This window comes from Pseudomonas sp. AP3_22 TE3818 (genome assembly GCF_053628995.1).
Genome location: NZ_JBRJHL010000001.1, coordinates 2423575 through 2436124, shown reverse-complemented (window position 1 = coordinate 2436124; position 12550 = coordinate 2423575). Strand labels below are relative to the sequence as shown.

Here is a 12550-nt window from a genome sequence, read left to right as displayed (position 1 = left end):
GTTGTCGGGAATGTACTTAAAAGGTCTTGGTGGCGCTGGCAACGACCGTGGCCGAGCACAGATCATCATAGCCATACCAACTGCTGCACTCGCTTTTCGACAAGTCCGTGTCGACGTAGCTCAGGCCCCAGGTCACGCCGACGAAGTCGCGTGTCAGCTTGGCCTCCCACTCGTAGTAAGACTCGCGGTTATCGCCACTGGCGGACCAGAATGCGGGGTCTTTTACATCGTTGCGTCCAAAGCGCAGGTCCAGGCCGACTTCAGCCGGTAGATCGATTTTGTAGCCCAGGTAGGTGTAAAGGGTGTCCTGGTCTTCGCCGAAGAAGTTCGGGGTGTCCTTTGAGTAATAGGCACCGAGCTTGACGCCATACACATCGACAATGGCGTACACCTCACTGAGGTTGAATTCGGAGTTTTTCGGGTAGTCGTATTTGATGTAGCCCAAGTCCAGACTGATTGCCTCGGTCGCCTGCCAGAAGTAACCCGCGTAGTACTCAAGCTCCTGCCGGGTATCGAAGCCGCCGCCGAAATCCACGTTGGAGGTCCAGGCGCCGATGTACAGGCCACTGCTGTGCAGCAGCGTGGCCCCGCCCTGCACGGCCGGATCCCCCAGGGTTTGCGAGATGCCACGGGTACGGTAGTCGCTGACCACGCCCAGGGTCATGTCAAGGCTGAAGTCATCGTTGAGGGCCAGGGCGTGGCTGCTCAGGGGGGCCAATGCCAGTGCGGCGAGGGTCAATGCTGAAAGTGCGTTCATACAGTTCTCTTGTTGTTATGGCGTACGGGGAATTTCAGGCATGGCGATGCCAGGCCCCACACGCTGCGAGGGGCTGGCGGTTTTTGCGTGTGTCGGGTGTTCGCAGGTCAGGACGCGGGGGCGTAGACCTGCTTGCCGGCGAAGAAGGTGTTCAGGACTTTGGTTTCGAACAGGTCGTCATCGCTGACCTTGAACACGTCGCGGTCGAGGATGATCAGGTCAGCCTGCTTGCCCGGTGCCAGCGAACCGATCTGCTTGTCCAGGCGCAGGGTTTTCGCCGCATTGAGGGTGTAGGCATAGAACATGGTCTGGCGGTCGATGCTTTCCTTGGCATTGAGTACGCCCAACGGACCTTTGCGGGTACTGGCCTGGGCAATGGCGTTGAACGGATTGGCGCTCGACACCGGCCAGTCGCTGCCACCGGCAATCGTTGCACCGGCGTCATGCAGGGACCGCGCGGGATACTGGTAACCGTAGGCAAAGGCGCTGATGTAGGGTTTGACCAGCTCGACGGTGTAGGACTCGCCGGTGGCCCACAGCAATTGCATCGAGGCGATCACGCCCAACTGCTTGAAGCGCGGAAACTCCTTGGGATTGACCAGTTGCAGGTGCGCGATACTGTGCGGCACCGGGGTCGGGCTGAGCTTGCGCGCATAGGCCACGCCATTGAGCGCCTCACGCACCGCGCGGTCGCCGACGGCGTGCATGTGCACGATCCAGCCGCGTTTTTCCGCCGCCACCACCAGTTCACCGAAGTGCGCCGGGTCGGTCAGCAGTTGTCCGTCCTTGTGGCTGTTCTTGTACGGCACGATGACCGCAGCGGTTTGCCCCGGGAACTCGAGGATGCCGTCGACAAAGACCTTGATGCCGGGGAACGTCAGGTTAGGCACGCCTTCGAACTGCTTCATCACCGTGGCGATCACTTCCAGGTCGGCCGGTTTGCTCTTCGGGTTGGTGACCATCAACGCAGCGACGTGGGCGCTGAGTTCGCCGTTCTGCGCCAGCGCCTTGTACAGCGGCAGGACGCCGACGGTTTCTGCGGTGGCATGGAAATCGAACAGTGAGTCTTCACTGCCGCCGTTCGCCGCGGCGTCCATCCACGCAGTGATGCCGAACTGGTTGTTGACCCGCACCGCCTCTTTCGCGGCCTTGAGCATGGTCTCCTGGCTGGGCGCGGGAATTGCGCTGCGCACCACGTCCCAGCGTGATTCGGCAAAGTAGCCATTCGGCGTGAAGTCCGCTTCATGGCCGACGTAACCGCGCTCTTTCTCCGGCAGGCTCTTGACCAGTGCAGCGTCGATGTTCAGACGCTTGAGCATCGCGTTGTTGGCCCAACCGGTGTGGCCGTCGATGCCGCTGAAGACGACAGGCTGATCAGCCCAGCGCCCCTGATTGAACACCTTGCCCAGTTCACGGCTTTTTTCCCAATAGGCCGAACTGACCCCGGCGACACTGATCACATCGCCAGCCCGGGCACGCCCGGCCTTGTCCTCTTCAATCAACCACTGCTCCAGTTCGGGCAGCGGTTTGACTTCGTCCAGCAGGTTGGCCTTCATGCTGTCGAACGCCCCCACCACCGGGTGGCTGTGGGTGTCGATCATGCCTGGCATCAACACCTTGCCCGCCAGGTCGATGCGCTGGGTCCCGGCATCGGCCAGGGCATTGATTTCGGCATTGCTGCCGACTTTCAGAATCTTGCCGTCTTGCACCGCAACAGCCTGCACCAGCGCCTGGCCGGGTTCGGCGGTAAAGACCTTGCCGTTGAACAACACCAGGTCAGCAGCGGCCATCGCCTGCACCGACGACAAGGCCAGTGCGGCGGCCAACAGGTTTGGAATCAATCGCATCGGAACGCTCTCTGGTTTTTATTGGGCGGATCGGGAAGTAACAGCCTGGGAAACCACGTGCGGCGCAAGCCCCAGGAACGGCGCCTTGGCCCACACGACCTTGCCGCCGACCAGCGTCAGCAGCACGTCATTGCGACCCAGTTCCTCCTCGGGCACCTGCATGAAGTTCTTGTCGAGCACGATCAGGTCAGCGAACTTGCCGACTTCGACCGAGCCCAGCACCGCCTCCAGCTTCAGCTGTTGCGCGGCATTGAGGGTGATGCTGCGCAGCACTTCGGCTCGCGACATGGCCGGGTCGCTGTTGAGTCGCCCGGCATATTGGGGTCCATAGCTGTGCGGATTGGTGGGGTCGCCGGAGCGGGTGACACCGACTTTCAGTGCCAGGAACTCATCAAGGGGATCGACCGGCCAGTCGCTGCCAAACGCCACACGGCCGCCGGCACGGGCGATGCTGCCCGAGGGTTCCATGCGTTCGAATCGCTCGGCGCCGAGGTGATCGCTGGTGCCGTCGACCGTGGACGGCGCCTGCTGCGCCCACTGGAACGACATGGTGGCCGTGACGTCCAGTGCCTTGAAGCGTGGGTAGTCGGCAGGATCGACCGACTCGGCGTGCGCAATGGCCGGGCGGAAGTCCTGACCGGGCAGTTCCTTGCGCACATAGGCGACGCTGTCCAGTGCATCGCGCACCGCGCGCTCGCCGGTGGCGTGCAGGTGCGGATCGAGACCGGCCTTGACCGCTTGCAGCACCAGCGGATTGAGCACCTGCGGCGGGAAGTACAGCTCGCCCAGGTTCTTGCCCGGCGTCCACTTCGGCGCCTGTTCGGTGCCGCTGTTGTGCAGATACGGGGTCAACATGGCGCCGGTGTCCGCCGGGGCATTGATGATGCCGTCCATGAACAGTTTGACGTGGCGCATGCTCACACCCGGCGCGACACGCACTTCGCCCTGGTCGTAGGTGTTGGCCAGGGCCTTGGCCTCGGCGATGGTTTTCACCGGGTCGGCGGCCGCGGCGGCCGGGTCCAGCTTGATCGCCAGCAAGGCCCGGGCGGTCAGTTCGCCGGATTTTTGCAGACGGGTGAAGGCCTTGCCGCTTTCCGGCCCCGACAGGGCATCGAAGAAGCTGGTGATGCCCTGTTGGCGCATGGCGTCGAGGGCCGCACGGGTCTGGTTGAGTTTTTCTGCGTCGGTCGCGGGTGGCACCACGGCGGCCAACGACTCGGCGGCGCCGTCCTCGCAGATGCCATTCGGGTTGCCGGCGCTGTCACGTCGGTACTTGCCGTCCTCGGGGTCGGCGGTGTCCTTGTTGATCCCGGCCAGTTCCAGGCCGCGAGAGTTGGTCAGCACGGTGTGAAAATCGGTGGAGCGCACCTGGATCGGACGCTGGGTCTTGAGCGCGTCCAGGGTCGATTTGTCAGCGTCGCCGTCAAGCCCGGTCATGCCCATGCGGTCCCAGCTGCCGACTTCCAGCCAGACATCCGGGCCCTTGTCCTTCTCGGCATCGAGGCAGGCCTGGATGCTCGCCTGAAACTGCGCGCGGGTCATGGTCTGGTATTTCAGGTCGCACAGCGTCATCGCGCGACCGCCGTCCCCCGGGTGCATGTGCGCATCGACGAAGCCCGGTATCAGCATGCGACCGGCCAGGTCGATCAGTTGTGTCTGCTTGCCGATGTAGTCGTCGACCCCGGCATCGCTGCCGACGTAGACGATCTTGCCGCCCGAAATGGCGATGGCCTGCTGCACGGAACTCTGGCCATCGACCGTGTAGACGTAGCCATTGCGCATGACCGTGTCGGCGGGTGTCGCCGCCAACGCCATGCCGGAAAATGTCGTGGTCGCTGCAATGGCGACAAAAAGCCTGGAAAGTCTCAAATGCCTCACCCCTGTTCTTATTGTTTTGAAGCGGCCCGAACGGCTGCACAAGCCCTTGTATAGACAGGGCCTACCCTATAGGGCGCAGCGTTCGAATGGACCTCTGCAAATGAGGAGGGGTCAGGCAAATAATTGAAACGGCTGGGATTAATCCCGGCGCACGGACTCCGTCAGCGCACCCGGCGAACGCAGGACCGAGCCCAACTCCACCTTGCTTTTCACACCGAGCTGCAAGTAGCAGTTACGCAGGTAGGTCCGCACGGTAGACGGGCTCAAGGCGAGCATTCTGGCGATTTCCTTGTAGGAGTGGCCAGCGGCGAACAGCATCGCCGCCGTGCGCTCCCGAGGTGCCAGGCCGTCCCCGCCCGAGGGGGCTTCGAGGGACAGGATGACGTGTTCGGCGTTGGGGCTCAGGGTCAGGGTGCAGCGACCCAGACGGATCACGCAGGGGGCCTTGGACAATTGCGCGATCACCTCAGGTGGCAGCATGGAACCGCTCCAGCCTGGCAGTTCGCGCTGGATGGCAACACACAACCTGGCCCCCACATAGAGCAGACTGCCGTCCATACGCGCGACGCCAAAATCACTCGCGCCGTTTTCACTGTCGAAGCGAATCATGTCCTGCACCTGAAACCGCCACAGCTGGAACAGGTGATCGCAGAACGCCAAAAACAGCTCGGCTTCGTTCTCCTCGAACGCCTGTTCATCCTCACCCCGGTAGAGGCAGACGAAAAACATCAGGCCGCTTTCGGGCAATTCGTAGGTGATGCTCATCAAGTGATAGAGATCGAAGCGCCGGGCGAAATCATTGACTGCCTCGCAAGGGTCGGTGAAACCCTTGTCGCGCACCACTTCACCGGGACGATTGAGCGTAGCGTAGGAGAACTGATCGTTGGCCGCCACCGGATGCCATTCGGCGGCAAAGGATTCAGGAAGATTGATGCTGCCATGCATCCAGCTTTGCATGGGCACATCAGGACCTGGTGCAGACATTTCGCCCCACCAGGCAGAGGCGAAGGGCACCAGTTGACCGAATGCCTGCAGGCCATCGGCGATGAATCGCGACGCCCCGCTCTCCCGCGCCAGCCGGCCAAGGTGCAGTACGCAATGATTGAACGCCTTGAGCGTGGCCATCGTTGCGTCACCGTCGACTTTATTTCCCTCCCCCATCATTGCGATCCCGTTCACTGCATGGCCTTTCGTTTCGACGATGCCATAGGCCCCTGACGGGCGTCCAGCACGCAATGACATCATCAGTTACAAAGTGCTGTGCAACCCGTACAGCTGTGGCCGGCGGTCCTGATGCAGGTCGTTGCGCGCGCTGATGCGCTTGTTGCGCGCTTCGGCGAGGTTCAGCGTCGCCAGCAGGATTTGCTCGCCGCCCTGCTCCGCCGGCCCGGCCAAGGGGTAACCGTCGGCATCGACGATGACCGACCCTTGCACCCAGCCGACCCCGCGTTCATGGCCATAACGATCGCATGCTGCAATGAACAGGCGGTTCACCGAGGCATTAGCCTGCACCCGCAAGACTTCCGCCGGGCGCTCGGTTTGCGGCCGCGGGCCGTCGGGCCAGTTGACCGGCGCGCACAACAGATCGGCGCCGGCCAGCGCCGGAAGGCGCACCCACTCAGGGAATTCCAGGTCGTAGCAAATCAACATGCCGAGCCGTCCATGCAGCGTTTCGACCACCGGCGGCGGCGCATCGCCGGCGGTGAAGATGTCCTTTTCGGCATCCCACAGATGCGCCTTGCGGTACACCGCGCGCAGGCCCTGGGCGTCGATCATCGCCGCGCTGTTGGCCAGCTCATCGCCGGGCAGGCGTTCGCAGAAGCCGCCGACGATCACCAGGTTCAGCTCACGGGCCAGGGCTTGCCACAACTGCAAGGTCGGACCGTCAACGGTTTCCGCCAGGCTCAGCGCTTCGTCGCGATCGGCAAACACATAGCCGCTCTGCACCAACTCAGGCAGCACGACGACTTGCGCCCCCTGGTGCGCCGCCTGGCGAATCGCGCGCTCGGTGAGCGTGCGGTTGTAGGCCAGGTCACCTATTTTCGGTGCCAATTGGCAACAGGCGACCAGGGTATTTTTTGCGTTGTTCAACGCCCTGCCTCCGCAGATGAATGGGTCATGGCGACAATGTCGCTCTCGCTCAGTGCATCGATCACCCGGCGTTCGGCAGCCAGGTCAATCGAGCGGCTGAGCAGGTAATAGGTCAGCCCCGACACCACCAGGCCCACCAGCCAGGCGATGTCCACGCCTTCAAGAATTCGCGCCAGCGGGCCGACAAACACCTCTTTGCCGGCAGCGGCATCGAAGATGTAGAAGAACGGCACCATCGCGGCGAAGCCGATCAGGTACGAAACGATGCCGCGAAATTGCCAGGCGCCATAGATGCCCTTCGCCGTGAAGAAATGCGGGATCGCATAACGGCCCTTGCGCACAAAGAAGTAGTCCACCAGGTTGACGGCGGTCCACGGCACGAGGAAGTACAGCAACAGCACCAGGAAGGTGTTCAATAGCGCGATGCCGTCCCCTTTGATCGACAGCACGCAGGTCAACAGAATCACGCTGATCACACTGATCGACAGCACGCGGGCGCGGGGTGTCGGGGTGATTTTCCTGATCGAGTCGACACCGGTCAGCAGCGTCAGCATGGCGCTGTAGGTGTTGAGCGCGATGATCGGCAGGAAGCCCGCCACCGAGACAATCACCAGCAGATTGCCCAACCCCGGCACCATGGATGAACCGACCTGATTCAACGCCACCAGTGCATCCGCTGCTTTCAACTGCTGCGCCAGCCAGGCGCCGAGGCCGATCATCCAGCTGCCGGACAACGAGGCACCGATGAACACCGCCGCGATCAGTTTCACCCGGCTGGTGTTTTTCGGCAGGTAGCGGGAATAGTCGGACACGTAGGGCGCATAGGAAATATTGTAGCTGGCACCGATGGCGAACAGCGTGGCGAAGGCCACCCAGTTGAAGCCCAGGTCGGTCGCTGGAGTGACACCTTCCTGACCCGCACCGAACATCAGGGCGATGGTCACCAGGGCGTACAGCGGCAAGGTCGCCAGCAAGGCCCACTTGAACGCCTTGTGCATCAGGTCGTGGCCGTAGATCGACAACAGCGCACCGATCAGCACCACGGCCACGGCGACGATGGTCGGGTCGATGCCGAACACATGTTCCAGGCCGTTCATGATCAGCGAGATGTTCACCACGTTGAATCCGACGAACACGAACATCGTCGCCATCAACGCCAGGATCACCCCGCGATAGCCGAACTGGGCGCGGGACTGGATCATTTGCGGCAGGCCCATTTCCGGGCCCTGGGAGCCGTGGAACGCCATGAAAATGGTGCCGAACATGATGCCCAGGGCACCGGCGAGCATGGTCCACAGTGCGGACAAGCCGAGGCTCGGGCCGACAAAGCCGATGGAGATGGTGAAGAAGTGGAAGTTACCCAGGAACCAGAACGGTCCCTGGCTGCTGAGTTTGGCGTGACGTTCGTTTTCCGGAATGTAATCGATGGAATGGCCTTCGATGGCCAATCCGCCACTCGCCTCGGCGGCGCGCGCAGACACTGGGGAACCTGACATACGATTGTTCCTATGCGGGTGTTTGTTGTTTTTGTGGTTACAGCGCTCGCTACGACGTCCAGATCGGGTGAAACTCCAGAAAAAGCTGACGATGACGCTGGTTTCACGGCAATGTAGGGCGTGAGTCCGGGCAATAAAATATCGCAGGCACACTGTTCACATAGATCAGCGCCTATGTAATCGAGAATCGGGAGCCCCCATGCTGGGAACTGTTACGGAGCTGGATCTGCGTCTGATCCGGGTATTTCTGACCGTCGTCGAGGCGGGCGGCATCTCGGCGGCGCAAACCGCCCTCAACACCACGCAACCGACGATCAGCGCGCAATTGGCGACGCTGGAAGCGCGGGTCGGTTTTCGTCTGTGCGAGCGCGGACGTGGCGGGTTTTCCGTCACGCCCAAAGGCACGCAGTTCATCGAGGCGGCCCGACGCTTGCTGGCGGCGGCCGAAGGATTCCGGGTCGAGGTGCAGCACATCAACCGCAAAGTCTCGGGCAGCATCAACATCGGCCTGCTGGGGCAAATCGATCCGGTGGCGAACAAGAAAATAGGCCTGGCCATTGCCCGTTTGCGGGCTCGGCACGAGGGGCTGTACTTCCATTTCACCGAGCTGTCGTCGTCCCTGCTGGAAGAGAAAATCATCAACGGCCATATCGACCTGGCCATTGGTTACTTCTGGCACCGCTTGCCCAGCATCGATTATTTCCCGCTGTTCCCGGAAACCCAGATTGCCTACTGCGCGCCCTCGCATCCGTTGTTCGACCAGGTCGGCGCACTGACCCGCGAAGATGTCAGCGGCTTTGACTGGGTCTGGCCGAGCCATCCGCTGCCGGAGATGCCGGCCCCCACCTCCATCGAACGCCTGACCGTGCTCACCGACAGCATGGACGGCGCGGCCCTGCTGATCCTCTCCGGCCAGCACCTGGGGTTTCTGCCGCAGCACTACGCGACCCGGCATGAACAGCTGGGGCAATTGCACCCGCTGAACCCGGAGCTGCTGCGCTATGAGGTGAGCTTTCATGCGGCGGTGCGGCATTCGTCTCGTCAGAAGGACCTGGTGAGTGCGTTCCTCAACGAGCTGATCGAGATTTTCGGAGCGGTGTAGGGCCCTGTGGGGGGTTGCTCGCGAAAGCGGTGTATCAGCCAACATCAATACTGGCTGTAATGACGCCATCGCGAGCAAGCTCGCTCCCACAGGGGGTGGTGGGTGTACGCAACATCTGCGAGCAACCGGGATTACTGTGGGAGCGAGCTTGCTCGCGATAGCGGTGGGTCAGCCAACACCGATGCTGGCTGTAATGACGCCATCGCGAGCAAGCCCGCTCCCACAGGGTTAGTGGGTGTACGCAACATCTGCGAGCAACCGGGATTACTGTGGGAGCGAGCTTGCTCGCGATAGCGGTGTATCAGTCAACATCAATATTGACTGTAGCGACGCCTTCGCGAGCAAGCCCGCTCCCACAGGGAAATGGGGTGGGTTCAGAAGCTGATTTCTTGCGCCGGCATCACGTCGATCCGCGCCACGGAACCGGTCAGCTTTGCAAGGTCCTTGTTGTGTTCGGTGATGATGTCTTCGGCGGTCTGGTTGCCGTTGTCGACGGTGGAATGTGCATCGCTCGCCAGCACCACGTCATAGCCCAGTGTCAGGGCCTGGCGCACGGTGGCATTGATGCAGTAATCGGTTTGCAAGCCGCAGACGACCAGACGCTCGAATTCTTGCCCCGGCAACAGTTTTTGCAGGTTGGTCTTGTAGAACGAATCCGGGGTGGTCTTGCGCACGCGATGATCCTTGGGCGAGGTTTGCAGCCCTGCGGCCAGTTGCCAGCCGGGAACATCATGCGCCAGCGGGCTGCCCACTTCTTCGTGCTGGATCAGCACCACGGGCACGCCGGCCTTGCGCGCCCGGGCAGACAGGTCATTGATGGTGTCGATGACCCGTCCGATCTCGAAGCACTCGTACTCACCGGAACACAAGGCCTGCTGGACGTCGATGATTAACAACGCAGTGGTCATGATTTCCTTCCTTGAACGGTCGAGGGATCAGGGGACGAACATAAGCCCGTCCCCCTCCGGACACAACCCTCAGTAACCCAGCGACAACCCGGTGTTACGCCTTGGGTCGTTCGCCCCGTAGAAACGGTTCTTGCCCACCGGCTTGCCGCCCAGGGACGGCGCACCGACCAGGATCGCCGCCAGGTGGTTGGCGTCCTGTGGACCGGCAAACTTGTGCCCCCAGCTTTCGAGGATCTTCACCGTGTCCGGGCTGGTGGTGAAGGCTTCCAGGTTGGTTTCCTCCGGCAGCCACTGCTGGTGGAAACGCGGTGCATCCACCGCTTCCTGGATGTTCATGCCGTAGTCGATCACGTTGAGCATGGTCAGCAAGGTCGCGGTGATGATGCGGCTGCCACCCGGAGTGCCGACCACCATCACCACTTTGCCGTCCTTGGTGACAATGGTCGGGCTCATGGACGACAGCGGCGCCTTGCCGGGCGCGATGGCGTTGGCCTCGCCCTGCACCAGGCCGTACATGTTCGGCACGCCGATTTTCGAAGTGAAGTCGTCCATTTCATCGTTGAGGATGACCCCGGTCTTGCTCGCCATCACGCCTGCGCCGAACCAGTCGTTGAGGGTGTAGGTCACCGACACCGCGTTGCCCCATTTGTCGACGATGGAGTAATGCGTGGTGTTGTTGCCTTCATGGGGCGCTACGCCGGGCTTGAGCTCACTCGATACCGCGGCTTTTTGTGGGTTGATCGCTTCGCGCAGCTTGGTCGCGTAGTTTTTATCCAGCAGGTGGGCAATCGGGTTCTTCACGAAATCCGGATCGCCCAGGTAGCTGTTGCGGTCCACATAGGCGTGGCGCATGGCTTCGATCTGATAGTGCATGCCCTGGGCCGAGTGATAGCCCAGATCCTTCATCGGATAGCCTTCGAGGATGTTCATGATCTCGCAGATCACCACGCCGCCGGAGCTCGGTGGCGGTGCCGAGACCACGTGGTAGCCACGGTAGTCGCACTCGATGGGCGCCAGTTCGCGGGTCTTGTATTTGTCGAGGTCGGCCTGGGTGATGATGCCCTTGTTGGCCTGGCTGGAGGTGACGATGGCGTCGGCCACCCAGCCCTTATAGAAGCCGTCGGCGCCCTTCTCGGAGATTTCCCGCAGGGTTTTGCTCAGGTCCTTTTGCACCAGCTTCTGGCCGACCTGCATCGGCTCGCCGTTGCTGAGGAAGATCGAGCCGGAATCCTTCATGTCCTTCTTGAACATGTCGGTGGCGTAGTCCAGCAGATCGACATCCCCCTGCTCCAGCACGAAACCGTCTTCGGCCAGCTTGATGGCCGGGGCGATGATTTCCTTGCGCGGCTTGGTGCCGTACTTGGACAGCGCCAGTTCCATGCCTGAAACGGTGCCCGGCACACCCACGGCCAGGTGGCCACGGGTACTCAGATCGGGAACGACGTTGCCGTCCTTGTCCAGGTACATGTTGGCGGTGGCGGCCAGCGGCGCCTTTTCACGGAAGTCGAGGAAGGTCTTGCGCCCGTCTGCCAACTGAATGGTCATGAAACCGCCACCGCCGAGGTTGCCTGCCGCGGGGTACACCACCGCCAGCGCATAGCCGACCGCGACCGCTGCGTCGACAGCGTTGCCGCCGTTCTTGAGCACATCCACGCCCACATGGCTGGCCAGGTGCTGGGCGGTGACGACCATGCCGTTTTCCCCCGTCGCCGGGGCCACGGAGGCAGCGTGAGCAGTCAGGCAGCTGAGAGCCAATGAGGTCGCAATCAGCGATTTGGCAAAAGGTTCGTACTTCATGAGTCGGTCTCTTCTTGTCATTAACCAGGGGAACGCTTCAAAAGCAGTGAGCAAGTATGGTCGGGATTACGTATTGCGCCTCCTCGTCGACACAGTATCCTTAACGCTTGTTCAGCAATTTCCCGCGAGCCCTGGCATGACCTATACCTGCATCACTGTGGATTCCCCGGTCGGCCAGTTGAAGCTGGTGGCGAACGGTGCGCGACTGGCAGCCATCCTCTGGGAAAACGACAAACCCGGGCGAGTGCGCCTCGGCCCGATGAGCGAGGCGCCGGACAATCCGATCCTGGTGCGCACCGCCGCGCAGCTGCGCGAATATTTTTCCGGCACCCGCGATCGCTTCGAACTGGAACTGGACTTTGCCGGCACGGAATTTCAGAAAAAGGTCTGGGCGGCGCTGCTGACCATCCCGTTCGGCGAGACCCGCAGCTACAGCCAGATCGCCGAACAGATCGGCAACCCGGCGGCGGTCAGGGCGGTGGGTGCGGCGAATGGCAAGAACCCGATTTCGATCGTGGCGCCGTGTCACCGGGTGATTGGTGCGTCGGGCAAGCTCACCGGGTTTGCCGGTGGGCTTGAGGCGAAGGCGTTGTTGCTCACCCTTGAAGGCGGGCAAACGCCCGGCACCGCGCGCCTGCCGGGCTTTTGACCTTGTAGGAGCTGGCTTGCCAGCG

10 protein-coding genes are annotated in these 12550 nt (G+C 61.9%); 2 read left to right on the top strand and 8 right to left on the bottom strand.

Annotation, left to right across the window (positions count from 1 at the left end):
• Nucleotides 1-16: 16 nt before the first annotated feature.
• The 6 genes from AB7M25_RS11055 to AB7M25_RS11030 all read right to left on the bottom strand — a co-directional run bounded on the left by AB7M25_RS11055 (nucleotide 17) and on the right by AB7M25_RS11030 (nucleotide 8069).
• Nucleotides 17-757, bottom strand: a complete 741-nt coding sequence (locus AB7M25_RS11055) for a TorF family putative porin (RefSeq protein WP_218480450.1) — start codon at nucleotides 755-757, stop codon at nucleotides 17-19.
• 107 nt (nucleotides 758-864) lie between these two features.
• Nucleotides 865-2604: an amidohydrolase gene (locus AB7M25_RS11050; protein WP_454237277.1), complete on the bottom strand. Its 1740-nt coding sequence runs from the start codon at nucleotides 2602-2604 to the stop codon at nucleotides 865-867.
• Between the two features lie 18 nt (nucleotides 2605-2622).
• Entirely contained in the window at nucleotides 2623-4419 is a 1797-nt protein-coding gene (locus AB7M25_RS11045; RefSeq protein WP_454238344.1) for an amidohydrolase, read from the bottom strand.
• Between the two features lie 201 nt (nucleotides 4420-4620).
• Nucleotides 4621-5643, bottom strand: coding sequence for a helix-turn-helix transcriptional regulator (locus AB7M25_RS11040; protein ID WP_454238343.1), 1023 nt, complete (start codon nucleotides 5641-5643; stop codon nucleotides 4621-4623).
• Between the two features lie 87 nt (nucleotides 5644-5730).
• Entirely contained in the window at nucleotides 5731-6573 is an 843-nt protein-coding gene (locus tag AB7M25_RS11035) for a nitrilase family protein (RefSeq protein WP_429560872.1), read from the bottom strand.
• On the bottom strand, nucleotides 6570-8069 hold the full coding sequence (locus tag AB7M25_RS11030; RefSeq protein ID WP_454237276.1) for a purine-cytosine permease family protein: 1500 nt from the start codon (nucleotides 8067-8069) through the stop codon (nucleotides 6570-6572). The genes AB7M25_RS11035 and AB7M25_RS11030 overlap by 4 nt, the downstream gene beginning before the upstream one ends.
• Before the next feature lie 199 nt (nucleotides 8070-8268).
• On the opposite strand from AB7M25_RS11030, the gene AB7M25_RS11025 reads away from it, so the two are divergent.
• On the top strand, nucleotides 8269-9171 hold the full coding sequence (locus tag AB7M25_RS11025; protein WP_218483547.1) for a LysR family transcriptional regulator: 903 nt from the start codon (nucleotides 8269-8271) through the stop codon (nucleotides 9169-9171).
• Nucleotides 9172-9545: 374 nt separating this feature from the next.
• On the opposite strand, the gene AB7M25_RS11020 is transcribed toward AB7M25_RS11025, so the two are convergent.
• Together AB7M25_RS11020 and ggt are read right to left on the bottom strand one after the other, a co-directional pair.
• The gene (locus tag AB7M25_RS11020; protein WP_454237275.1) at nucleotides 9546-10079 is read right to left on the bottom strand and encodes a cysteine hydrolase family protein; all 534 of its coding nucleotides are present in this window, start codon (nucleotides 10077-10079) and stop codon (nucleotides 9546-9548) included.
• Nucleotides 10080-10148: 69 nt separating this feature from the next.
• A complete protein-coding gene (gene ggt, locus AB7M25_RS11015; protein WP_429517136.1) occupies nucleotides 10149-11876 on the bottom strand; it encodes a gamma-glutamyltransferase in 1728 nt (575 codons plus the stop codon).
• Nucleotides 11877-12012: 136 nt separating this feature from the next.
• Between ggt and AB7M25_RS11010 the strand changes: the two genes are divergently transcribed.
• A complete protein-coding gene (locus AB7M25_RS11010) occupies nucleotides 12013-12525 on the top strand; it encodes a methylated-DNA--[protein]-cysteine S-methyltransferase (RefSeq protein WP_454237274.1) in 513 nt (170 codons plus the stop codon).
• Nucleotides 12526-12550: the final 25 nt, after the last annotated feature.